25 protein-coding genes are annotated in these 21628 nt (G+C 68.8%); 12 read left to right on the forward strand and 13 right to left on the reverse strand.

Features of this window, described 5'->3' with window-relative positions; translation table 11 throughout:
- Nucleotides 1-152 precede the first annotated feature (152 nt).
- A complete protein-coding gene (locus ACFXK0_RS26310; RefSeq protein WP_379413542.1) occupies nt 153-869 on the forward strand; it encodes a hypothetical protein in 717 nt (238 codons plus the stop codon).
- An 81-nt stretch (nt 870-950) separates the two neighbouring features.
- Nucleotides 951-2351: a DNA repair protein RadA gene (gene radA / locus ACFXK0_RS26315; protein ID WP_379413544.1), complete on the forward strand. Its 1401-nt coding sequence runs from the start codon at nt 951-953 to the stop codon at nt 2349-2351.
- A 144-nt stretch (nt 2352-2495) separates the two neighbouring features.
- On the opposite strand, the gene ACFXK0_RS26320 is transcribed toward radA, so the two are convergent.
- Together ACFXK0_RS26320 and ACFXK0_RS26325 are read right to left on the reverse strand one after the other, a co-directional pair.
- A complete protein-coding gene (locus tag ACFXK0_RS26320; protein ID WP_379413545.1) occupies nt 2496-3182 on the reverse strand; it encodes a hypothetical protein in 687 nt (228 codons plus the stop codon).
- 84 nt (nt 3183-3266) lie between these two features.
- Nucleotides 3267-3890 (reverse strand): carbonic anhydrase, encoded by a 624-nt coding sequence (locus ACFXK0_RS26325; RefSeq protein WP_379413546.1) that lies wholly within the window; start codon nt 3888-3890, stop codon nt 3267-3269.
- A gap of 90 nt (nt 3891-3980) precedes the next feature.
- On the opposite strand from ACFXK0_RS26325, the gene ACFXK0_RS26330 reads away from it, so the two are divergent.
- A complete protein-coding gene (locus ACFXK0_RS26330; protein ID WP_379413548.1) occupies nt 3981-4850 on the forward strand; it encodes an A/G-specific adenine glycosylase in 870 nt (289 codons plus the stop codon).
- A 309-nt stretch (nt 4851-5159) separates the two neighbouring features.
- Here ACFXK0_RS26330 and ACFXK0_RS26335 read toward each other — a convergent pair whose 3' ends face one another.
- Complete coding sequence (locus tag ACFXK0_RS26335; RefSeq protein WP_379413549.1) at nt 5160-5903, reverse strand: alpha/beta fold hydrolase; 744 nt, start codon at nt 5901-5903, stop codon at nt 5160-5162.
- A gap of 140 nt (nt 5904-6043) precedes the next feature.
- Between ACFXK0_RS26335 and ACFXK0_RS26340 the strand changes: the two genes are divergently transcribed.
- The 4 genes from ACFXK0_RS26340 (at nt 6044) to ACFXK0_RS26355 (ending at nt 8063) form a co-directional block, all read left to right on the forward strand.
- On the forward strand, nt 6044-6367 hold the full coding sequence (locus ACFXK0_RS26340; protein ID WP_379413550.1) for an antibiotic biosynthesis monooxygenase family protein: 324 nt from the start codon (nt 6044-6046) through the stop codon (nt 6365-6367).
- A 224-nt stretch (nt 6368-6591) separates the two neighbouring features.
- Entirely contained in the window at nt 6592-6792 is a 201-nt protein-coding gene (locus ACFXK0_RS26345; RefSeq protein WP_019044677.1) for a CbtB-domain containing protein, read from the forward strand.
- On the forward strand, nt 6783-7571 hold the full coding sequence (locus ACFXK0_RS26350) for a CbtA family protein (RefSeq protein ID WP_379413552.1): 789 nt from the start codon (nt 6783-6785) through the stop codon (nt 7569-7571). Before ACFXK0_RS26345 ends, ACFXK0_RS26350 begins: the two co-directional genes overlap by 10 nt.
- Before the next feature lie 36 nt (nt 7572-7607).
- The gene (locus tag ACFXK0_RS26355; RefSeq protein WP_379413553.1) at nt 7608-8063 is read left to right on the forward strand and encodes a hypothetical protein; all 456 of its coding nucleotides are present in this window, start codon (nt 7608-7610) and stop codon (nt 8061-8063) included.
- A gap of 85 nt (nt 8064-8148) precedes the next feature.
- On the opposite strand, the gene ACFXK0_RS26360 is transcribed toward ACFXK0_RS26355, so the two are convergent.
- The 4 genes from ACFXK0_RS26360 to ACFXK0_RS26375 form a co-directional block, all read right to left on the reverse strand.
- Entirely contained in the window at nt 8149-8586 is a 438-nt protein-coding gene (locus tag ACFXK0_RS26360; protein WP_379413555.1) for an OsmC family peroxiredoxin, read from the reverse strand.
- 49 nt (nt 8587-8635) lie between these two features.
- Nucleotides 8636-9082, reverse strand: a complete 447-nt coding sequence (locus ACFXK0_RS26365) for an SRPBCC domain-containing protein (RefSeq protein WP_379413557.1) — start codon at nt 9080-9082, stop codon at nt 8636-8638.
- Nucleotides 9083-9271: 189 nt separating this feature from the next.
- Nucleotides 9272-10132, reverse strand: coding sequence for an ABC transporter permease (locus ACFXK0_RS26370; RefSeq protein ID WP_379413558.1), 861 nt, complete (start codon nt 10130-10132; stop codon nt 9272-9274).
- A complete protein-coding gene (locus tag ACFXK0_RS26375) occupies nt 10129-11022 on the reverse strand; it encodes an ABC transporter ATP-binding protein (RefSeq protein WP_379413560.1) in 894 nt (297 codons plus the stop codon). Before ACFXK0_RS26375 ends, ACFXK0_RS26370 begins: the two co-directional genes overlap by 4 nt.
- Before the next feature lie 244 nt (nt 11023-11266).
- Here ACFXK0_RS26375 and ACFXK0_RS26380 point away from each other — a divergent pair, with 244 nt between their 5' ends.
- Together ACFXK0_RS26380 and ACFXK0_RS26385 are read left to right on the forward strand one after the other, a co-directional pair.
- The gene (locus ACFXK0_RS26380) at nt 11267-12703 is read left to right on the forward strand and encodes a sensor histidine kinase (RefSeq protein WP_379413562.1); all 1437 of its coding nucleotides are present in this window, start codon (nt 11267-11269) and stop codon (nt 12701-12703) included.
- A gap of 63 nt (nt 12704-12766) precedes the next feature.
- On the forward strand, nt 12767-13447 hold the full coding sequence (locus ACFXK0_RS26385) for a response regulator (protein ID WP_379413563.1): 681 nt from the start codon (nt 12767-12769) through the stop codon (nt 13445-13447).
- Between the two features lie 15 nt (nt 13448-13462).
- Here the strand turns inward: ACFXK0_RS26385 and ACFXK0_RS26390 are convergent, their stop codons facing one another.
- A complete protein-coding gene (locus ACFXK0_RS26390) occupies nt 13463-14107 on the reverse strand; it encodes a VWA domain-containing protein (RefSeq protein ID WP_379413565.1) in 645 nt (214 codons plus the stop codon).
- Nucleotides 14108-14430: 323 nt separating this feature from the next.
- Between ACFXK0_RS26390 and ACFXK0_RS26395 the strand changes: the two genes are divergently transcribed.
- The 3 genes from ACFXK0_RS26395 to ACFXK0_RS26405 all read left to right on the forward strand — a co-directional run bounded on the left by ACFXK0_RS26395 (nt 14431) and on the right by ACFXK0_RS26405 (nt 15753).
- Nucleotides 14431-14895 carry a YfbM family protein gene (locus tag ACFXK0_RS26395; RefSeq protein ID WP_379413566.1) on the forward strand — a complete coding sequence of 155 codons (465 nt, stop codon included), beginning with the start codon at nt 14431-14433 and terminating at the stop codon, nt 14893-14895.
- A 146-nt stretch (nt 14896-15041) separates the two neighbouring features.
- Complete coding sequence (locus ACFXK0_RS26400; protein ID WP_379413567.1) at nt 15042-15245, forward strand: hypothetical protein; 204 nt, start codon at nt 15042-15044, stop codon at nt 15243-15245.
- Between the two features lie 127 nt (nt 15246-15372).
- Entirely contained in the window at nt 15373-15753 is a 381-nt protein-coding gene (locus ACFXK0_RS26405; protein ID WP_379413568.1) for a DUF1877 family protein, read from the forward strand.
- A 67-nt stretch (nt 15754-15820) separates the two neighbouring features.
- Here ACFXK0_RS26405 and ACFXK0_RS26410 read toward each other — a convergent pair whose 3' ends face one another.
- The 5 genes from ACFXK0_RS26410 to ACFXK0_RS26430 all read right to left on the reverse strand — a co-directional run bounded on the left by ACFXK0_RS26410 (nt 15821) and on the right by ACFXK0_RS26430 (nt 21571).
- A complete protein-coding gene (locus ACFXK0_RS26410) occupies nt 15821-18391 on the reverse strand; it encodes an ATP-dependent Clp protease ATP-binding subunit (RefSeq protein ID WP_379413570.1) in 2571 nt (856 codons plus the stop codon).
- Between the two features lie 281 nt (nt 18392-18672).
- Nucleotides 18673-19620 (reverse strand): esterase/lipase family protein, encoded by a 948-nt coding sequence (locus ACFXK0_RS26415; RefSeq protein ID WP_379413571.1) that lies wholly within the window; start codon nt 19618-19620, stop codon nt 18673-18675.
- Nucleotides 19621-19700: 80 nt separating this feature from the next.
- Entirely contained in the window at nt 19701-20267 is a 567-nt protein-coding gene (locus ACFXK0_RS26420; RefSeq protein ID WP_379413573.1) for a DUF1772 domain-containing protein, read from the reverse strand.
- Between the two features lie 126 nt (nt 20268-20393).
- Nucleotides 20394-21017: an FHA domain-containing protein gene (locus ACFXK0_RS26425; protein ID WP_379413574.1), complete on the reverse strand. Its 624-nt coding sequence runs from the start codon at nt 21015-21017 to the stop codon at nt 20394-20396.
- A 191-nt stretch (nt 21018-21208) separates the two neighbouring features.
- Nucleotides 21209-21571 carry an Lsr2 family protein gene (locus ACFXK0_RS26430; RefSeq protein WP_379413576.1) on the reverse strand — a complete coding sequence of 121 codons (363 nt, stop codon included), beginning with the start codon at nt 21569-21571 and terminating at the stop codon, nt 21209-21211.
- Nucleotides 21572-21628 lie beyond the last annotated feature (57 nt).

Raw genomic sequence — 21628 nt, forward strand, 5'->3', positions numbered from 1 at the left:
AAACCCGCGCCGGACACCGAACTGTTACTTCCGCGCCCGCGCGTCGCGAGCCCGGACGCCACCCGCGCGCGACGAACTACTACGCTGCCTAGTTACTACCCTCCGATCCGCCCTGTGGACGGAGTGAGCCCGGTCGACATGGAGGACAAACCGTGACTGCCCTGAAAGCTGTGACCGCCCCGTCGGCGCGACGTCGCATGGCGACGGTTGCCGCGCTCGCCGCTGCCGCGGGCATCGCCCTGAGCGGCTGCAGTGCCGGCCAGCACACCCAGACCTCGTCGCAGGCCGCCGCCATCAACGGCAACCACGCCGAGGTGGGCGAGATCTCGCTGCGCAACGTGCACATCATCTACCCCGCGACACCGGCCGAGCACGACAAGGGCGGCAAGGCGGTGCTCTCGCTGTCGATCATCAACGGCAGCGAGACCGTCACCGACGAGCTGACCAGCGTCAGCAGCGACCTCGGCCAGGTCAAGCTGACCGGTCCGGGCAACGATCCCAAGCTGGTGCTCGCACCGCAGCAGACCGTGTTCATCGGCCCGGTCGATGCCATCGAGAGCCCGGCCGCCGACGATCACCACGCCACCAGCGCCGCGCCGACGACCACGGCCGCCCCGACCACCTCGGTCGCCCCGACCACGGCCGGTCAGGCCGACGGCGACGAGCCGTCCATCGACCCGATCACCGAGCCGGGCACCATCGAGATCACCGGCCTGACCGAGAAGATCTACCCCGGCCTGACCTATACGGTCACCTTCAACTTCAAGGACGCGGGCACCGTGCAGGTGTCGGTCCCGGTCGACGCGGCCGCGACGAACCGGGTCGAGAACGGGATGTCGGGCCCGGCCCCCGAGGGCAGCGGTCACTGAGACCACCCAGCCGGGAAAGCCGTCGCGGTTCGCCGCGGCGGCTTTTTCTTTTTTGTCGGAGCCGGTCCGTAGGGTGCGCGTGTGGCCAAGACCAAAGCTGTCTACCGATGCACCGCGTGCTCCCACGAGGTGTCCAAATGGGTCGGTAAATGCCCGGATTGTGGCGCCTGGGGGACGGTGAACGAGGTGGCCGTCTCGGCGGCCGCCGCCGCGCCGGGGCGCCGGGCCATGCTGCCCAGCACCGCCGCCGCGCCGCTGTCGCAGATCGACGCCAAGATCACCCAGGCGCGCTCGACCGGGGTCAGCGAGCTGGACCGGGTGCTCGGCGGCGGTGTGGTGCCCGGATCGGTGGTGCTGCTGTCCGGTGAACCGGGCGTCGGCAAGTCGACGCTGCTGCTCGAGGTCGCCTCCCGCTGGGCCGCTCAGCGCCAGGAGACCGCGCTGTATGTCACCGCCGAGGAGTCGGCGGGGCAGGTGCGGCTGCGGGCCGACCGCACCGGTGCGGTGCACGACCGGGTGTACCTGGCGGCCGAATCGGATCTGTCGATCGTGCTCGGGCACGTGGAACAGGTGCGGCCGTCGCTGCTGGTGGTCGACTCGGTGCAGACCATGCTCGCGCCCGAGGTGGACGGCGTGATCGGTGGTGTCACCCAGGTGCGCGCGGTGACGGCGGCCTTGACCTCGCTGGCCAAGGCGAGCGGGATCGCGGTGCTGCTGGTCGGGCATGTCACCAAGGACGGCAATGTCGCCGGTCCGCGCACACTCGAGCACCTGGTCGATGTGGTGCTGCAGTTCGAGGGCGACAAGAACTCCACGCTGCGCATGGTCCGCGGCATCAAGAACCGCTTCGGCAGCGCCGACGAGGTGGGCTGTTTCGAACTGCACGAGGACGGCATCGCCTGTGTCGACGATCCGTCCGGACTGTTCCTGCACCACCGCACCGATACCGTCTCCGGTACCGCGGTGACCGTCGCGATGGACGGCAAACGCCCGCTGGTCGCCGAGGTGCAGGGGCTGACGGTCAAGACCGAGATCCCCCAGCCGCGCCGCGCGGTGAGCGGGCTGGACTACAACCGCGTCGCCATGGTGCTCGCGGTGTTGCAGAGCCGCGGGCGGGTCTTCCTCGGCAAGCACGACGTCTACGCCGCCACCGTCGGCGGGATGCGCCTGAGCGAGCCGTCCGCCGATCTGGCCATCGCCCTGGCGATCGCCTCCGCCGAGGCCGATACCGCGCTGCCGGCGGGCTGGGTGATCCTCGGTGAGGTCGGCCTGGCCGGTGAGGTCCGCAAGGTCACCGGGCTGTCCAGGCGGCTGGCCGAGGCCGAGCGATTGGGCTTCACGACCGCCCTGGTGCCCCCGGGTTCGGAGAAAACCAAGATCGGTTCCATGCGTATCCACGAGGTCGGCGATCTGCGTTCGGCGCTGCGACTGGCACAGCTCCGCAAATCCCGCGCAGCCCGCGAGCCCGTCGCGGTGGAATAGTCCGGGCAAACCGTGAATTCCGCGCCGATCGCGAATTCTGTCGGCAACATCCATTGACATCGCCGACGATCTTGCGAATCTTGCAAATCAGGTGAACCCGAACATGTGACCAACCGCGCACCCGCACAATGCGCGGCATTCGCCTCAGTCGGACAGGTTGAACGGTTCGGCGGCGCTGCGGATGGCGCCGAGCTGGGCCACCACCATGTAGGCACCAGCGGGCACCGGCAGCCGTTCACCGGCGCACTCGGGCTGCGAGGTGGTCCCGAACCAGCTGCCCTTGTAGGACAGCTGCTGGCCCGCGTCGAGCGTCTTCACTTCCGGCGGTCCATCGGGGTTGCAATCATTGCTCGCCCACAGCCTGCGCTGGCCGTCGAGGGTGAAGACGAGGAACTGCGGGCCGGCCCCGAGATCGCGGGTGCAGGCGGCCGAGGAGATATTGGTGATGACGGTGCCGAAGGCCGGCTGGTCACCGACCTTGTAGGTCGGCTGCCCGACGGTCACCTTGAGTGCGAGCGACTGATCCGAGCACGGCTGAGCGGCCGGCTGCTCGGCGACCGAGGTCGCCGACGCGGCAGTGCTGGTGACACTGCCGCTCGACGTGGCGCTCGCCGCGGACGACGCGCTGGTTGTCGTCGTGGACTCGGCCGCACTGCCCGATTCCGTGGTCGTCGGCTGCGCCACCGGATTCTCGCCGTTGGAGTCGCCGCCCCGCGCGACCATCATGGCGAGCCAGATCACGACCACGAGCGCGACGATGATGACGCCGATGGCCAGCGCACGGCGACGCCAGTAGATCTCGGGTGGCAGCGGTCCATTCGGTTCCAGCACGCCTCAACGGTAAGCGCAGCGCGCGGGGGCGCGCTCGATGACCTCGGCGTGTCGGGGGCCGGAGCTGTGGCGCGACGTCACGTTCTAGTGGATTTCGCCGATATTTCCGACGGTGCTGCGCAGCTGAGCGCGCCCGTCCTCGAGCTTGTAGGTGACGCTCGCGATCGCCAGCTGCCCCGTGGCGACACGCTGGGAAATGATCATCGACCGCTGCATGAGCAGCCGCGAGGTCTCCTCGACATGCCGCGCTTCGAATTCGTCGACCGCGTTCAGGCCTTCGCGACGGCCGATCAGGATGGACGGGGTGACCCGCTCGACGATGCTGCGGATGAAGCCGCCGGGGACCTCACCGCCGTCGAGCGCGTCGATGGTGGCCTTCACCGCGCCGCAGCTGTCGTGGCCGAGGACCACGATCAGCGGCACATTGAGCACCTCGACGCCGTACTCGATCGAGCCGAGCACCGAACTGTCGATCACGTGACCGGCGGTCCGCACGACGAACATGTCGCCGAGGCCCTGGTCGAAGATCAGTTCGGCGGCCACCCGGGAATCACCGCAACCGAACAGGATGGCGTGTGGGCTCTGCCCGCCGACGAGCTTGGCTCGATCGGCGGCGCCTTGGCTAGGATGCATCAGATCGCCGGTGACGAAGCGCTCGTTGCCTTCGCGCAGTGACTTCCAGGCACTTATCGGATTAGAACCAGGCATACCGACCATTGTGCACAGACTGGCGGTTACCAGCGAGTCCGGGTCGTTACGCGTCGGCAAATTGTGCCTGGCGGAGGTGGAACGGGAACAGTGAGTATCGACGCCGAGGTCCTGCTGGATTGGTTCACCGACACCGCGCGCGAACTGCCCTGGCGCGCACCGCAGGCAACCGCCTGGCACATCCTGATGAGCGAGATCATGCTGCAGCAGACCCCGGTGGCGCGGGTCGAGCCGATCTGGCGGGAATGGGTGGCGCGCTGGCCGGTGCCCTCGGCGATGGCGGCGTCCTCGCAGGCCGAGGTGCTGCGCGCCTGGGGCAAGCTCGGCTATCCGCGCCGCGCGCTGCGACTGCACGAATGCGCACGGGTACTGGCCACCGAGCACGGTGACGTGGTGCCCGCCGAGGTGGCGGTGTTGCTGAGCCTGCCCGGTATCGGCGACTACACCGCCCGCGCGGTCGCCTGCTTCGCCTACGGTCAGCGAGTCCCCGTGGTGGACACCAATGTTCGCCGCGTGGTGTCCCGCGCGCTGCACGGCCGCGAGCCGGGCAACCCGTCCTCGCGCGATCTCGCCGAGGCCGAGGCCCTGCTTCCCACGCCTGTCCCCCGCGCCGCGAAGTTCTCCGCCGCCCTGATGGAACTCGGCGCCCTGGTGTGCACGGCCCGCAACCCCGGCTGCGCCAGTTGCCCGCTGCCGCACTGCGCCTGGGTCGCCGCCGGCAAGCCCGCCGCCACCGTGCCGCGCAAGGTGCAGAAGTACGAGGGCACCGACCGTCAGGCACGCGGACGGCTGCTCGACGTGCTCCGCGACGCGTCGGGCCCGGTCGAACGCGTCCGCCTCGACCTGGCCTGGACCCGCGACCCCGGTCAACGGGCCCGCGCGCTCGACTCGCTGCTGGTCGACGGCCTGATCGAACAGACCGAGAACGGGCTGTTCGCCCTGGCGGGCGAAGCCGACTGACCGGCGGGCCGCCCGAGTGCGCGCGTCGCTGTCCGCTGGGGCAATCGGCACGCCCACCCGAGCCCCCCACGCACGAACATCACTGATCAGTCGCGCCAATCACCGCGGCCACTGGCCCCCGCGCGCGAGCGTCGCTGTCGCCGTCACAGCGGCGCGCATACGGATGGGGGTCACTGTGTCCGCGATCCAGCGGGCCCGGGTCGGCCGGCTGCGGTTCGGACCAGTGGACTTGGCTCGGCCGACCACCGGTGCCGTGCGGCGGTTCACCGAGGACAACCGGGGGCACGGCGTGCCTGGCTGCTGCTGTGCTCAGCCGAGCACGCGGGCGAGGAATCCGCTCACCAGCTCGCGATACTCATCGGGCCGCTCGTCGTGCACGAGATGCCCGGCTCCCGCGACCCACGCGTATTCGGCGCGGGGGTGTACCTCGGCCATGGTCCGCATCTGACCGGGTGGGGTGATGGTGTGCTCGCCTTCGATCAGCAGCACCGGCATCGTCAACGACTTCCATTCGGTCCAGAAATCGCGGGTGCCCCACTCCTCGGAGATCGCGCGGAAGGTGTCGACCTCGCCGTGCAGGCGGTAGCCGTCCGGCGCGGCGGTGAAGGCGCGCAGGAAATACCGGCCTGCGACCGGGCCGAAGTAGTCCAGCACCGCCCGCTCGTCGGGGAACGGCTGTGGCCAGGAGTGGATGAGTTCGGCCCAGTGCGCGGCGGTGCGGCCGGTGAAATCGGGGGCGATGTCCTCGACGACGAGCGCGCGCACCCGCTCGGGATACGTGGCCGCGAAGACCCAGCCGTGGATCGCGCCCATCGAGTGCCCGATGACCACCATCGGCTCGGTGATCGCGGCGGTGAGCCCGGCCAGATCGGCGACGAACGCCTCGGTGGTGAGCTCGGCAGGCGGCACCCGGCCGTGTCCGGCGGCGTCGACGGTGTAGAGATGGCCGCGCTCGCGCAACCAGGGCAACTGATCGGTCCAGGTGCGCGCACTGCCCATCAGCCCGTGCAGGAGCAGGATCGGGACGCCGGTCCCACCTTCGTCGTACAACACCCTGCCGATTGTGCACGGTCGGTTCTCGGCCGCCTCGATCTGGACTGACCAGAGGGTGCGACGAAGGAGTACCCGGCGGGAGGGAAGATCGAGGGAACAGGCCGAGAACCCGCGGCGCCAGCCGCCAGTAATACTGTGTCATGGCTGTTGTGAAGATCAATGCGATCGAGATCCCCGAAGGTGCCGGTCCCGAGCTGGAGAAGCGGTTCGCCGCGCGGGCGCACGCGGTGGAGAACTCCCCCGGTTTCCTCGGTTTCCAGTTGCTGCGCCCGGTGGCCGGTGACAACCGGTATTTCGTGGTGACGCAATGGGATTCGGAAGAATCCTTCGCCGCCTGGCGCGACGGTCCGGCCCGTGCGGCGCACGCCGGGCACGGTAGCGACGGCGAGCGTCCCAAGCCGGTGTCGACCGGTGCCTCACTGCTCGAGTTCGAGGTCGTACTCGACGTGCCTGCGAAGGGCTGACGTCGGCGTTTCCGCTGGACATGCGGATGCGCGTATTGACGTGGACGCCCCGCGACTGTCACAGTTCGAGGGAAAACATACGCGAGGGTGCGCGGTAATCCGGTGAGATTCCGGAGCGGTCGCGCCACTGTTTCCACGTACCGGGTCCCCGGTGCCGGAGAGCCAGACACCGGCACCTTCGCACCACTTCGACCATGGGACGCGTATCCCTGAGGAGGACCCGAATGGCTATCGCGCATTCACCCAGCCGGTCTACCGGCCTCGACACCCTGGCAACCGTGCTCGTCACGGTCGGCGTCGTCCTGCTTGCCCTGCTCGCCCTGTACCTGGTCGGTTTCGATCAGGGGGCCGTCTCGCGTAGCGGGATGTTCCTGCACGAGCTGATGCACGACGGACGTCACCTGCTCGGTGTGCCGTGCCACTGATCGGATCGTTCAAGACCCTGCTGTTGCGTGGCCTGCTGGCCGGCCTGATCGCCGGCCTGCTGGCCGCCACAGTGGGCTATTTCGTCGGCGAGCCCCAGGTGGACGCCGCGATCGCCATCGAAGAAGCTGCCGCCGCCCCCGCCGAACACGGGCACGAGGCGGCCGAACCGCAGGGCCATTCGCACGGTGACGAAGACGAACCGCTGGTCAGCCGGTCCGGGCAGAAGGCGGGGCAGTTCCTCGCACTCGGCCTGGCCGGTATGGCTTTCGGCGCGTTGTTCGCCGCCGCGGTGAATACCGGACGCCGGTTCACCACGCTGACCGGACCGCAGTTGTCGCTGCTCGCCGCGGGATTCGCGTGGGCGGCGATCGTGGCGGTGCCGTTCTTCAAGTACCCGGCGAATCCACCGGCGGTGGGCGACCCGGAAACCATCAACGAGCGCACCTGGCTGTGGGTCGCCGCGGTAGCGCTCGGCCTGCTCGCCGTCGCGGCGGCGGTCGCGGCCTACAAGGCGCTGGCCGGGCAGCTGGACACGCTCCGGCTGATCGTGAGTGTGGCGGCGTTCGTGCTGGTCACGACGGTCGGCTACATTCTGCTGCCCGGGGTGAACGAGGTGGCCGACGATTTCCCGGCGACGCTGCTGTGGCAGTTCCGGGTGGCCTCGCTGGCCGAGACCACCACGCTGTGGGTGTCGCTGGGTTTGGCCTTCGCCGCGCTCACCGAATTCGCCTCGCGGCGTAGCACTCCGGTAGCAGAGCAGGTCGCTACCGCGGGGTGATCCGCGCGAGCGTTCCGTGAAGGCAGTGTCGGTGTCATGACCGGCACTGCCTTCTCTGTTTCCGATGACCGTCCCCGCGCGGTCGCCGTGGCCTTCGGCGCACTGATGACCGCGCTCGCCGCCGGCGCCGCCGAGGGCATCGGGCGTGCGGTGCGCGGTGGCGACGAATTCGGCGCCACCGCGGCGGGCCTGCTCCCGCGCCTCGCCATCTATCTCGCTGTCGCCGCGGTCGCGCTGTACATGGTTCGCGGCAGCCGTGTCGCCCGTGCCGTCCTGAGCGTCGGTGTCGGTGTGGTCGGCTTGGTCTCGCTGATCATCGAGCCGCTGGCGGTCCTGCTGTCGACCGACGATTTCGCGGCATTGTTCGCCGGTTTGGCGCCGTCCTCGGCCGTCTTGGCCGGCTGCCGGACCGTGCACATCGTCGCGGTGTCGATCGCGATCCCGGCGATGTTCACGCCGGGCGCGCATCGGTGGTTCACCCAGCAGCGATGAACCACCGGCATTTTCGTGCAATCCGACCTCCGCGAGTCAGTATTCCGACTGCGCGGCGGCGAATTGCACGAAAATGCCGGTCCGATCAGACGAGTGCGGCGTCGAGCTCGATCTCGGGGACGCCGGTGAGCGCCTTGCTGACCGGGCAGCCGTTCTTGGCGGCGGTGGCCGCGGTACGGAAGCCCTCGGCGTCGAGGCCGGTCACGGCCGCGCGGACGGTCAGCTTGATCTTGCTGATCTGGAAGCCACCGGCCGGGTCCGGGGCCAGGGTGACGTCGGCGGTGACATCCAGGCTCTCCGGGGTGCCGCCCGCATTGGCGATCTCGGCCGAGAGCGCCATCGAATAGCACGACGAATGCGCCGCCGCGATCAGTTCCTCGGGGCTGGTGCCCTCGGCGACGTCGGCCGCGCGCCGGGGGAAGGTCACGTCGTACTTGCCCACACCCGAGCTGACCAGTTCCACCTGCCCGGAACCATCCTGCAGTCCACCTGCCCAGAGAGTGCGTGCGCTACGAGTCGGCATGACAATCCTTTCGATTCGGGAGTTGCGTCCGCTGACGAACCTACTCGGCTCAGGCGACGGTGCCGGTGACTTCGTCGAGGCGCTCGAGCATCTCCGGCCAGACCTGCTGGTGCAGATCGCGCACCGCCTCGCTGGGGAAGCCCGAGTGCCGTAGGCGCAGGCGGATGCCGCGGGGCTGCTTGAGGAATTCGGCCGCGACCACTGTCTCCACGCCTTCGGTGGCCGCGGTGACCCAGGTGAACTCGACCCGGCGGTCCGGTTCCAGCCGCAGGACGCGGCCGTAGTGCGGGTTGCGCTTGTCGGCCGTCCCGGTGTCGAAGTACAGGGGCTCGTCGACGCCGGGGCGCCCGAGGACCGATCCGGGGACGGCCAGCCACAGATCCAGGCCTTGCGTCCACGCCGCGTAGAGCAGGCTGGGCGAGGCTTTCATCACGCGCTCGACCGTGAGCTCGTGCGGTCGCGCAGACAGGTCCGGGGGGCGAACTGGCTGGTCCATCAGCCGACCTTACCGGCCAGGACCGCCCGATCGCCGCATCGGGTGTGCGCCAGCGTCACTCGGATGAGTTCGGTCCCCGCCGGTACCGTTCGCCGGGTGACGGGAACACCCGGCTCTGGCTGCGCTTCGGTGGCTACGTGCTCGGGCAGCTCGCGCGAGACCGCGCCGAATCCGGCCGGGTGGGGCTGATCAGGTGAGGTCGCGGCGGGTCGTCAGCCAGAGCGTCCCGCCGGCGAAGACCAGCACGTAGACGGTGAGCAGGGCGAGCGACTCACCTCGGGTGAGGATGTCGAGGACACCGGGAGTCGGCGGGCCGTCGACGGTCCGCATGGCGCCGGCCAGCGAACCGGCGGCGGTGCCGGGGAGCAGATCGGTGACTACCTCGACGGGGCCGAAGATGCCGGCCACCCCGCGCAGGAGGTTCTCCACCACCAGGACCCAGACCAGGCCGAGGCCGACGGCCAGTGCCGGCCCACGGGCGACCGCGCCGATGAACGCGCCAGCCAGGGTCCACATGCCCAGAATGGCTGTACCGGTGAGGATTCCGACGGCGGATTGCGAGAGCGAAGGCAGCACGACGGCCCGGTCCTCAGTGAGCGCTATGAGCGAGGCGACGCCGAGGTCGACGGCGAAGGCCACGCAGACCAGCGCGACCACCACGAGCAGCAGGCTCACCAGCAGCCCGCCGATCGCCGCCGGACGGCTCGGCCCCTGGGTGAACACGGTTTTCCAGGTCCCCCAGCCGTATCCGCTGCCGACGGCCAGCGCGCCGAGCAGCAGCATCAGCGCACCGCCGAACATGGCCATGCCCTGGGTGAAGACCTCGGGGACGGCGCCGGGCAGCAACTGGCCGAGCAGCACATCGCGGGGCAGGCCGTCCGACATGGCGCCGCTGTCCCCCGAGGTGTAGGCGAGGTAGTTGAACAGGTAGGCGAAGGTGAGATTGAGCAGTACCCAGGTGCCGAGCACGATCCAGAAGGCTGGCCAGCGGCCGAGGCGCACCGACTCCGCGCGCATGCTTGCCAACAGATCCTTTGTCGTACCGATCATTTCGCGACCTCCGTCATTTCGAAGAACACTTCTGCCAGGGATTTCTCGTCGACGCGCAGTTCCAGCAGGTCGGCGCCCGCCGCGACGACCGCGCGGGCGAGTTCCGGCGCGCGGGCGGCGGTGGTGTCGACGCGGATGCCGTCGGGCCCGGCCTGCGCCGGCGCGTCGGTGACCGCCCGGATCGCGTCCAGGGCGGCACCCGACGGTTCGGCACGCACCAGAAGAGTTGCAGTTCCGCGCAATTCGGCGACAGTCGACTCGGCGAGCAGACGCCCGTCGGAGATCACGCCGACCCGATGGCAGATCTCCTGCACCTCGGCCAGCTGATGGCTCGACAACAGCACGGTGTGTCCGTCGGCCGCGAGATCGACGATGAGCCCGCGCATTTCGGCGAGGCCGGCCGGGTCGAGGCCATTGGTCGGCTCGTCCAGGATCAGCAGATCGGGGTGGCCGAGCAGGGCCGCGCCGACGCCGAGGCGCTGCTTCATGCCCAGCGAATAGGTGCGGAATCGGTCGTCGGCGCGGTCGGCCAGACCCACCGTGGCCAGGGCCCGGTCGACCTCGGTGCCGGGATGGCCGCGATAGCGGGCGAGGACGCGCAGGTTGTCGCGACCGGAGAGGTACGGGTAGAAGCCGGGCCCCTCGATCAGCACGCCGAGCCGGCGCAGGACCGCCGGGTCGCCCGGGGTGCGGCCGAGCACGGTCGCGGTGCCGGAGCTGGGGCGGATCAGGCCGGCCAGCATGCGCAGGGTGGTGGTCTTGCCCGCGCCGTTCGGGCCGAGGAAACCGTAGATCTCCCCCGCGGCGACCCGCATGCCCACCGCGTCGACCGCGAGGTGCTCGCCATAGCGTTTGGTCAGGCCGTCGGTGACGACGATGGAATCGTTCATGCACCGAGAATCCTCGCCGTGGGTATGCTCGCGCATCCGTCGCGCGGCGCTGGTCGGCGTACGTCGCGCGGCCGACCCCCGCGACCCGGCCGGGTGCCGTACCGATGCCACGTTCGTCGACCGATGCCCGATATTCGCCCCGCGGCACTGTTTCACCGGCCGAAGTGGCCGCCGACCGGGTGCAGGCGGGAATTACGGGCGCAGGCCGACGCGGACGGGGCGGCTACGCAATAGGGTGAGAGAGGTGGGAACGTCTGCGAAGTGGGAGCGTGGCTCGGTCGTCGGTGACTGGGGCCTGGCAGTGGTTGTCGCGGTGATCCAGCTCGCCGGGAGTTCCGGCGCGAACGCGCATCAGACGGGGGTGCGTTCGCTGGACGCGTTCGCGTATCTGTTGCTGCTGGCCGGGCCGATCGCGCTGGGGTTCCGGCGGTTGCTGCCCGAGCCGGTGCTGCTGGTCGCGCTGCTCGCCGCGGTGTCCTACATTCTGCGCGACTACGGGTACGGGCCGATCTTCCTGTCGCTTGTCATCGCCTTCCTGACCGCCGCGATACACGGATCACGCTGGCGCACATACCCGTTGGTGGTGGTCGGCTTCCTGACGATGGTGTGGCCGGTGCCCGCGCTGCTCGGGCGGCACGCCGATGCCTGGCAGGTGTTCGGGCTACTCGCGTGGCTGGGTGTACTGGTCGGCATCGCCGAGGGGATCCGGCTGCGACAGGCCGTGGTGCTGGCCCGCAAGCAGCGCGCCGAGGCCGCCCGCCGCGACGAACAGGCCCAGGAAGCCAGGGCCGCCAGCGAGGAACGTCTCGCCATCGCACGCGAGCTGCACGATGTTCTCGCGCACAGTCTTTCGCTGATCAACGTGCAGTCCTCGGTGGCGCTCGAGCTCTTCGACCGCAAACCACAGCAGGCGGCAGCCGCGCTGGCCACCATCAAGACGACTTCGAAAGAGGCGCTGGCCGAGGTGCACACGCTGCTGCACGCGATCCGCAGCGGTGCGGCGGTCGCGTCCGCGCCCGAGGAGCCCGTCGCAATGGCTGCGGCCGCGGTGGATTCGTCCGCCGCCCCCGCCCCGCCACCGCGCCCCGCGCCACGGGCGCCCGCGCCCTCGCTCGACGACCTCGACACCCTGCTGGAACGTACCCGCGCGACCGGGCTCGTCGTGGAGACCAAGATCATCGGCACGCCCAAGAAGCTGCCCAGCGTGATCGACGTGGCCGCCGCCAGGATCATCCAGGAATCGCTGACCAACGTGATCCGGCACGCGCCGGGCGCCGCCGCCACCATCACGCTGCGGTACACACCGGAATCGGTCGACGTCACGGTCGACAACACCCGCCCCACCGGCACCGCCGTGCGATCCGGCCCCGGCGGGAACGGGATCATCGGGATGCGCGAGCGGGCCCACGCGCTCGGTGGGGCGCTGACGGCCGGACCGCGGCCCTCCGGTGGTTTCCGGGTCGCGGCGCGACTGCCCGCGGGTTCTGCACCGGCGCGGGCAGGCAGTAGTGGTGCCTCGTCCGCGAGCCGGTCCACGTCGAACGCAGCCACCGGCGAGACGGCGCTTCGGGCGGGCTCATCGGCCCGTATCGCCGACTCCGGCAACGGAATCCCCGCAGAGAACGGTCACGGGCCGAACGGGCGGGGGCGCGCCGGTGGGGAGAGCGAGGCCTCCGCATGAGGCGACCGTCATGACCGCGCGGCCTCGCCCGCCAGGGGCGGACCAGGACGCTAGGGGAACGACATGAACGACTCGCGGGATCACGGAATCCGGGTACTGGTCGCCGACGATCAGGCGCTGGTACGGGGCGGGTTCGTCGCGCTGCTGGACGCGCAGGACGACATCGAGGTGGTCGGCGAGGCCGACAACGGCGAACAGGCCGTGCGCATGACCCGCTCGCTGGTGCCCGATGTGGTGCTCATGGACATCCGCATGCCGGTCCTCGACGGTCTGGCCGCGACCCGGATGATCGCCGACGACCCGCACCTGGCCGAGGTCCGCGTCGTCGTCCTCACCACCTTCGAGCTCGACGAATACGTCTTCGAGGCCATTCGCGCCGGCGCCGCGGGTTTCCTGGTCAAACACACCGAACCGGCCGATCTGCTGCGCGCGGTCCGGGTGGTCGCCGAGGGCGACGCCCTGCTCTCCCCCGGCGTCACCCGCCGCCTGCTCGCCGAGTTCTCCACCCACGCCAAACAACCCCCACCGGCCGCCCTAGCCGAGCTCACCGACCGCGAACGCGAAGTGATGACCCTCGTCGCCGAGGGCCTCACCAACGCCGAGATCGGCGCCCGCCTCTACCTCAGCCCCGCCACCGCCCGCACCCACGTCAGCCGCATCCTCACCAAACTCGACGCCCGCGACCGCACCCAACTCGTCGTCCTCGCCTACGAATCAGGATTGGTCCGCCCGGGCTGGCAGTAGCGGCGCGGGCGGGAATCAGACCCCGGGGTTCGCCCCGCGGCGCTCCTCCTCGGTGAATTCGCCGCGCGGTGCGCCGGGCGCGGCGGCCTGGGCCCGGCGCGAGTAAGCGGCGGCCGCGCCGAACGCGCCTGCCACGCCTGCGGGCGACGCGGCGTAGGTGATGGCCTGACCGGGGGCGATGCCGAGGTTTGTGCCGATGGCGACCGCGTCCATGTTCGCGCCGAGGAACAGGAAGGTCCAGTCGTAGCGTTCCTCCTGCTGCTTGATCAGCGAGCGCACCGCCTCGTTGGTCCACTCGCGGCTGGAGTTCTCGTGTCCGTCGGTGAGGACGACGACGATCACCGTGCCCGGCCGCTCGTGCTCCGGCCGCGCGGCGAGTTCGGCGCCCACATCGGTGACCAGTTTGCCGATCGCGTCGTAGAGCGCCGTTCCCCCGCGCGGCACCAGATTCGGCGGCGGCACCTCGGCCAGCGGACGATTGGCGTAGACCACCTCGTAGCTGGTGTCGAACTGCGCCAGCGTCACGTCGATGGTCTTCGGCACGGCCCGCTGCTGCTCGAAATACGCGGCCAGCCCGCCTTCGGTATCGGCCTTGATCGTCTGCATCGACCCGGACCGGTCGAGCAGCACCGCGATCAGCGAGCGATCGGAATCCGTCATACCCACACCCCCGTGCTTGTTTTCGATGAACGATTCCCACCGTACGCCGAACCACCGACCCGCGAATGCCACCGCAAGCGGTCGAAAAGCCATCCCCAAGGCTCCGTTGCGCCGAGCGGCGCTGCTCGCCGAGACCCCGGACGCCGCCGACGGGCTCCTCGAATTACTGCACGGGCATGACGCAGTCCCTTGAAATAGTCGACGCCGCCTGAGGAAGACCGCCTCGGCTCGACCATCAGGTCGTTCGGCGGTGCAAAGGATTTGCCAAGGGCGGGCTTTTAGCGTGGCCGTCGTCAGCAAGCACTGAGGAAGGTGGCTCATCGATGGGCATGGTGTATACGTTCAAGCGGATCAGTCCGGCGGACGCGGCGCGGATTTCGGCGGATCCCGAGCTCGCATGGGATCTGCTCGAAGCGCATCGTCGAACCGACGACGAACCCTGCGGCGATCTGGACAAGGCGTGGGATGGTCTGCAGTATCTGCTCGCCAAGACCGAGGTGGGTATCGATCTGTTGCGTGAGGATCGGGGACGTCCGGACGACGAGACCTGCACGGTGGTCTGGACCGTCGAGGAGGTGGCCGGTGCGGCGCGCACGCTCGCGGCGACGCCGTTCGAGGTGCTGGCCGAGCATTTCGATCTCGCGGCACTGGACGAGGAGGGGATCTACCCGGATATCTGGGATACCGACTGGTGCGCCGATTATGTCCGGGAGCACTATGCCGGCCTGCGGGAGTTCTTCGCGCATGCCGCCGCGACGGAATCGGCGGCGGTCGCGCGGTTCGAGTAGCCGGGTCAGCGACTACGCGTGTGGCCGTACCCGTGATCGGGTCGCGCGGCCGATGTCCTCGAGCCGCCGGGCGAGCAGGCTCGAAGTATGAACATCACCGACAGCGCGACGACGCTGACCCTGCTGGCCGACCACTACGACGGAGGGTGGCATCCCTGGCCGTTCTTCTCGCGGTCCTGTTCTTCGCGCGACGCCGGTGCGCCGGTCGCGGCGGGGCCGTCGGCGCGCTGCGGACCGGGTTCGCGCGCGGCGAGATCAGCGAAGCCGACTACCGGGCCAGGCTCGCGGTATTGAACCAACCGCGCCGGGCCGATGCGCAGGCCATCAAACGGCCGGCTGTCAGCGGGTAGCCGTCGAGCGAGGGCCGGTGTGCGCTTCCACCGACCAGCGCACGAGCCGGCTCACCCGGTCTGTCGGTAGGCCCTGATACTTTCGTCGCAGCATCGACAGACAGGGGTGGGATCAGTGGGAATCGCGATGTCGTTTCATCCGGTCGGCGAGGACGACCTCGTCCGGGCACGGGCCGACGAGCAGTGGATCCGCGACGAGATCTTCGAGCGCGAACCGGCGCCCGACCAGCCGAGCGGAGGTGTGGACAAGGCCTGGCACGGCCATCTCTTCGGGTGGAGCGCCGAGCTGGTCGCCGATGCCGCCGAGCGGCTCGGCTCCGTCACCTTCGACCAGCTCGACGCGCACTACGACCCGGAACGCATGGACGCGGCGAGTATCTATCCGGGCTTCTGGGCGAGGGACCCGGACGACGGCCGCGATTACCTCGAGGGCAACCTGGTCGAGCTGAAGCAGATCTTCGCCTACGCGGCCGACCGTCGCTCCTGCCTCGTCCAGCACCTGGGCTGACCGGCCCGGAGACGACAAGAGCCCGCCCCCGGCGCGATGCCGGGGGCGGGCTCTGTCGTTCAGCCGATTACTCGCCGGAGGCGGCGGCCTCGGGGGCGGTGCCCTCGGCGGCGCCGGTCAGGACAACCTCGGGCTTGTCCTCGCCGGCGGGCGAGGCCTTGGTCAGCTTCGCCTTGCCGGTGAAGGTGAACTTGGCGTCCTCACCGAGGCCCTCGCCGTTCCAGCCCTCGACGTCGACCGTGATGATCTGGCCTGCGCCGATCTCGCCGAAGAGGATCTTCTCCGACAGCTGGTCCTCGATCTCGCGCTGGATCGTGCGACGCAGCGGCCGCGCACCCAGGACCGGGTCGAAACCGCGCTTGGCGAGCAGGCTCTTGGCCTGTTCGGTCAGCTCGATACCCATGTCCTTGTTCTTCAGCTGCTTGGCGACGCGGCCGATCATCAGGTCCACCATCATCACGATCTGCTCGCTGGTGAGCTGGTGGAAGACGATCACGTCGTCGATGCGGTTGAGGAACTCGGGGCGGAAGTGCTTCTTCAGCTCGTCGTTGACCTTGAGCTTCATCCGCTCGTAGTTCGAACCCTCGGCGTTGGACTGGGTGAAGCCCAGGCCGACGGCCTTGGAGATGTCGGAGGTGCCCAGGTTCGAGGTGAAGATCAGCACGGTGTTCTTGAAGTCGACCGTACGGCCCTGACCGTCGGTGAGACGGCCGTCCTCGAGCACCTGCAGGAGGGTGTTGTAGATCTCCTGGTGCGCCTTCTCGATCTCGTCGAACAGCACCACCGAGAACGGCTTGCGCCGCACCTTCTCGGTGAGCTGGCCGCCCTCCTCGTAGCCCACGTACCCGGGAGGGGCACCGAACAGGCGCGAGGCGGTGAAGCGGTCGTGGAACTCGCCCATGTCGATCTGGATGAGCGCGTCGTCGTCACCGAACAGGAAGTTCGCCAGCGCCTTGGACAGCTCGGTCTTACCGACACCGGACGGGCCGGCGAAGATGAACGAGCCGGACGGGCGCTTGGGGTCCTTCAGGCCGGCGCGAGTGCGGCGGATCGCCTTGGAGACGGCCTTGACGGCGTCTTCCTGGCCGATGATCCGCTTGTGCAGCTCGTCCTCCATGCGGAGCAGACGGGTGGTCTCCTCCTCGGTGAGCTTGAAGACGGGGATACCGGTCCAGTTGGCCAGCACCTCCGCGATCTGCTCGTCGTCGACCTCGGCCACCACGTCCAGGTCACCGGAACGCCACTGCTTCTCCCGCTCGGCGCGCTTGGCGACGAGCTGCTTCTCCTTGTCACGCAGGCGCGCGGCCTTCTCGAAGTCCTGCGCGTCGATGGCGCTTTCCTTCTCGCGGCGGGCGTCGGCGATCTTGTCGTCGAAGTCGCGCAGGTCCGGCGGCGCGGTCATCCGGCGGATGCGCATGCGCGCGCCCGCCTCGTCGATGAGGTCGATCGCCTTGTCCGGCAGGAACCGGTCGTTGATGTAGCGGTCGGCCAGCGTCGCGGCGGCGACCAGGGCACCGTCGGTGATGGACACCCGGTGGTGCGCCTCGTAGCGGTCGCGCAGACCCTTGAGGATGTTGATGGTGTGCTCGACGGTCGGCTCGCCGACCTGCACCGGCTGGAAGCGGCGTTCCAGGGCGGCGTCCTTCTCGATGTACTTGCGGTACTCGTCGAGGGTGGTCGCGCCGATGGTCTGCAGCTCGCCACGGGCCAGCTTCGGCTTCAGGATCGAGGCCGCGTCGATGGCGCCCTCGGCGGCACCAGCGCCGACGAGCGTGTGCAGCTCGTCGATGAACAGGATGATGTCGCCGCGGGTGTTGATCTCCTTGAGCACCTTCTTCAGGCGCTCTTCGAAGTCACCGCGGTAGCGGCTGCCCGCGACCAGGGAACCCAGGTCGAGGGTGTAGAGCTGCTTGTCCTTGAGGGTCTCGGGGACCTCACCGTTGACGATGGCCTGCGCCAGGCCCTCGACGACCGCGGTCTTACCGACACCGGGCTCACCGATCAGGACCGGGTTGTTCTTGGTGCGGCGGCTCAGCACCTGCATGACGCGCTCGATTTCCTTCGAGCGGCCGATGACCGGGTCGAGCTTGCCCTCGAGCGCGGCCTGAGTGAGGTTGCGGCCGAACTGGTCGAGCACCAGCGAAGTGGACGGGGTACCCGCCTCACCGCGCGAGCTGGAACCCTCGACGGGCTCCTTGCCCTGGTACCCGGACAGCAGCTGGATGACCTGCTGACGGACGCGGTTCAGGTCGGCGCCGAGCTTGACCAGAACCTGGGCCGCGACGCCCTCGCCCTCGCGGATGAGACCGAGCAGGATGTGCTCGGTGCCGATGTAGTTGTGGCCGAGCTGCAGCGCCTCGCGCAGGCTCAGCTCCAGCACCTTCTTGGCGCGCGGGGTGAAGGGGATGTGACCGGACGGTGCCTGCTGGCCCTGACCGATGATCTCCTCGACCTGGCTGCGCACACCCTCCAGCGAGATGCCAAGGGACTCCAGCGACTTCGCCGCCACGCCCTCGCCCTCGTGGATCAACCCAAGCAGGATGTGCTCGGTGCCGATGTAGTTGTGGTTGAGCATCCGGGCCTCTTCTTGGGCCAGGACAACGACACGCCTCGCGCGGTCGGTGAACCTCTCGAACATCGCTCCCTCACTCTCCTGCTCCGACATTCTGGCTACAGACGCCGCAGTGTGCTCAGTACAACCTAAGGCGTCGGACCGACAACTGTCGCTGCCAGCCTGCCATGAAGCCCAGGGGTTGCGGCCCCCACCATCCACTCTAGTTGGCAGCCGATTCCGCCGCCGCCGGTCCACCCTATTGATGACCGGCGGCAACATGGTCATTTACTCATAACGCGCACGTCGCGGCATTCGTTTCCCCCGGAGTTTTGCCTACAGCGAAATATGCCGGACGGGCGAGGAGCTCAGCCGGTGAAGGGTGGGACGAACTCGCACGGCGGTGTGCGCGGATGAGCCGGGTCGAGCGCGTTCAGGACGTAGGCCGCGGCGCGTGGGCTACCCGCGATGCCGAGGTGATCGGAGAAGTCGGTGGGGCATCCGTGCTGCACCACGATGTTCGTCGCGTTCGGAGCCTCGACCAGGCCGCTGGTGTACGGGAAGGCGATCTCGTCGTAGACAGTGGCGATATTGGTGTACTCGACATCCGGCGCGTACACACCGTCGGCGTTGAGCTCCGAGAGGAAGGCCGACCCGCCGACCAGTTGGGCGCAGGCGAGGCAGATGCCGCCGGAGACGGTCGCGTCAATCTCGTCGGGGGCTATCCCCAAGCGCTGACCGATAGCACGCACAACACTCATCTGGTCGCCGAACACTCCGAGCCATGGTCCGGCGATGGAGACGACCTTGTCCACCACCCGAGCACCCCCGAGCCGTTTGACGTAGTAGTTGGCGACCAGGCTGCCCTGGGAGTGGCTGACGATATCCACCTTCGCCGCACCGCTGGCCGCGCGCACCCGGTCCACGAAGGCACCGAACTCCGCGGCATTTTCCTGGATCGGCCGCATTCCACCCAGCGCCGAGAGCGGCCACGGCAGGTCGTAGGCACCGTAGGTCAGCGAATACACGCAGTAGCCCTCGTTGGCCAGCAGCGCGACGTAGGTGCCCCAGTTCGTCTGCGCGCCGCCCGCCGTGCCATGAGCGAGCACCACGGGATTCGGGTGCGCGGGCGACGGGACACAGCCGAAGTCGTTCGCGCCGGGCAGCGAACCGCCCGGGTTGGTCAGTTCCGGCACGATGCCGCCGAAGAAGTTGTAGTCGACCGGGTATTCGGCGGCCGCCTGGCCCGTCGAACCCACCCAGCCCAGCACCGCGGCAGCGGCGACGCCCAGTAACGATCGCGTCTTACGTCGCATGAACGACCCCCATCACTAGAACGTGTTCCGCTCATCATGGAACACGTTCTAGTGATCGCGGGCCGTTATCGGCGGGTCGATCAACGCGGCGCGTAGGCCTGCGCCTGGGTGACGGCGGGTCCGGCGGCCGCGGGCTCCGCGCTCGACTTGCCCTGCTGAACACCGGCCGCGAACAGCGCGCCGCACAGCACCAGGAACGCCGCGGTATGCACGACTGCGCGGACGATGTTCCAGCGCACCCAGCTCGCCTCGAAGTCCGCGCGCACCGCGGCGAGGTCGCCGATGGCCGACGGATCGCCCGCCGCCATGAGCGCGTCGTTGAGTGGCACGTTCAGTGCGACGGTGACCGCGAAGGCGATCACATTGAGCGCCAGGGCGATTCCGATCCAGATCAGGGTGGTGCGATGCTCGGCGCCCAGGCTCAGCACCGCGGCCAGCGCCGTGAAACCGACGGTGCCGAGGAAGCCGAGCATGAACCAGGGGTTGATGATCACGACATTGATCTTCTGCATGACATCGACGAGCGTGCGGGCATCGGCACGGCCCAGCGCGGGCATCACCGAGATCGCGTAGGCGTAGAAGACACCGGCGATCAGTCCGGTGCTGAGTACCGCGAAGACGATGGCGGTCAACCGGATTGCGTACATTGTGGCTCCTGACTCCCGATCGCGGAGCAGCGAATGCGTGCTCCGGCGTTGGAATCAAGTCAACCGTGGATCACCCTCCCGCGAACATGGTTCAGACGCTCGCCGGCCTACGCGGGCGTCGCGGGTTCACAGGTCGTGATCGGAGATCATCCCGCTCTGCATGGCCAGCGCGGCCAGGCGGGTGCGCTTCTGGTTCTGCGGCAGATCCTCGACGCCGAACTTCGCGAAAAGGGCGCGCAGATGCGTCTTGATGGCGTCGATGGAGAGGAACAATTCCTCGGCGATCTGCTGATTGGAGGCCGGCGTCGCGAAACCGGTGCCGTGTTTGTACGGGCGGCACAGCGCCACCAGCACGGCGCGCTGGGTATCGGTGAGCGAGCGCATGGTGGGAATGGCCGCCGCGGCGGCGTGCGTGGCATCGTCGACGACGCCACCGAAATCATAGAAATGCACCAGGGTGGTGCCGACCCGGATGCGGTCGCCGGGGCTGAGGCGGCGCCGGCCGATCAGCCGTTCGCCGTTGACGAAGGTGCCGTTGCGGGACAGGCCGTCGTCGATGATGGTCCAGTGCGCGCCGAGGTGCTCGACCGCGGCGTGCAAACGTGAGACTTCGGCGTCCCAACCGAGGACGAGGTCGGCTTGGACATTGCGACCGATGGTGAAGCGCTGCCGACTAGGCACCAGCGGCAATTCATGCTGGCGCCCGGTGTCATCGGTATACCGCAGGAACGAACTAACTGCCTCGGTCACTGTGTCGATACCTTACTTACCTCGGAGGCCCCCTTCAGCGTGCCCATTCTATCTCCCGGGGCCCCCGCACCCGGAACACACTGTCCACCAGCATCTTCCATACGCCTGAGGGGCCGACCCCGCCGCAGGAATCCTGCGGTGGAATCGGCCCCTCGGGCGCGGAGACGAACGGCGCGACGAGCGCCCGCCGGCTAGTTCTTGCCGACCTCTTTGTTGTAGGCCTCGGTGATGTCGGCGGAGATGCGGCCACGGGCCGACACCTTGTGGCCCTTGCGGCGGGCCCATTCGCGAATGGCGGCGCTCTGCTCGCGGTCCATGGAAACGCGGCTCTTGCCCTGCGGTGCGGGGGCGCCTGCCGCCTTCACCCGGCGACGGCCACTCACGCGACGGGCGTTGGCGACCCACTCGTCCAAGCCTTCGCGCAGGCGCGCAGCGTTAGCGTCCGACAGATCGATCTCGTACGACACCCCATCGATAGCGAACTCGATGGTCTCGTCCGCGATGGACTCACCGTCGACATCGTCGATCAGGCTAACGGTGACCTTCTTTGCCATGAGATGAACGTCCTCTCGAAATCGTCAAGCCTGCCTCCAGGCCGAATACCCGAGGCA

The sequence above is a fragment of the Nocardia sp. NPDC059177 genome (assembly GCF_042755165.1).
GTDB lineage: Bacteria > Actinomycetota > Actinomycetes > Mycobacteriales > Mycobacteriaceae > Nocardia.

Excerpts from the sequence above, each read along its gene's own strand:
- ACFXK0_RS26430 (WP_379413576.1), bottom strand. The coding sequence starts at position 21,571 with ATGGCAAAGAAGGTCACCGTTAGCCTGATCGACGATGTCGACGGTGAG.
- ACFXK0_RS26365 (WP_379413557.1), bottom strand. The coding sequence starts at position 9,082 with ATGGACCAGCCAGTTCGCCCCCCGGACCTGTCTGCGCGACCGCACGAG.
- ACFXK0_RS26390 (WP_379413565.1), bottom strand. The coding sequence starts at position 14,107 with ATGACGGATTCCGATCGCTCGCTGATCGCGGTGCTGCTCGACCGGTCC.
- ACFXK0_RS26355 (WP_379413553.1), top strand. The coding sequence starts at position 7,608 with ATGACCGGCACTGCCTTCTCTGTTTCCGATGACCGTCCCCGCGCGGTC.
- ACFXK0_RS26415 (WP_379413571.1), bottom strand. The coding sequence starts at position 19,620 with ATGCGACGTAAGACGCGATCGTTACTGGGCGTCGCCGCTGCCGCGGTG.
- ACFXK0_RS26360 (WP_379413555.1), bottom strand. The coding sequence starts at position 8,586 with ATGCCGACTCGTAGCGCACGCACTCTCTGGGCAGGTGGACTGCAGGAT.
- ACFXK0_RS26370 (WP_379413558.1), bottom strand. The coding sequence starts at position 10,132 with ATGATCGGTACGACAAAGGATCTGTTGGCAAGCATGCGCGCGGAGTCG.
- ACFXK0_RS26405 (WP_379413568.1), top strand. The coding sequence starts at position 15,373 with ATGTCGTTTCATCCGGTCGGCGAGGACGACCTCGTCCGGGCACGGGCC.
- ACFXK0_RS26395 (WP_379413566.1), top strand. The coding sequence starts at position 14,431 with ATGGGCATGGTGTATACGTTCAAGCGGATCAGTCCGGCGGACGCGGCG.
- ACFXK0_RS26375 (WP_379413560.1), bottom strand. The coding sequence starts at position 11,022 with ATGAACGATTCCATCGTCGTCACCGACGGCCTGACCAAACGCTATGGC.
- ACFXK0_RS26410 (WP_379413570.1), bottom strand. The coding sequence starts at position 18,391 with ATGTTCGAGAGGTTCACCGACCGCGCGAGGCGTGTCGTTGTCCTGGCC.
- ACFXK0_RS26420 (WP_379413573.1), bottom strand. The coding sequence starts at position 20,267 with ATGTACGCAATCCGGTTGACCGCCATCGTCTTCGCGGTACTCAGCACC.
- ACFXK0_RS26340 (WP_379413550.1), top strand. The coding sequence starts at position 6,044 with ATGGCTGTTGTGAAGATCAATGCGATCGAGATCCCCGAAGGTGCCGGT.
- ACFXK0_RS26325 (WP_379413546.1), bottom strand. The coding sequence starts at position 3,890 with ATGCCTGGTTCTAATCCGATAAGTGCCTGGAAGTCACTGCGCGAAGGC.
- ACFXK0_RS26345 (WP_019044677.1), top strand. The coding sequence starts at position 6,592 with ATGGCTATCGCGCATTCACCCAGCCGGTCTACCGGCCTCGACACCCTG.
- ACFXK0_RS26385 (WP_379413563.1), top strand. The coding sequence starts at position 12,767 with ATGAACGACTCGCGGGATCACGGAATCCGGGTACTGGTCGCCGACGAT.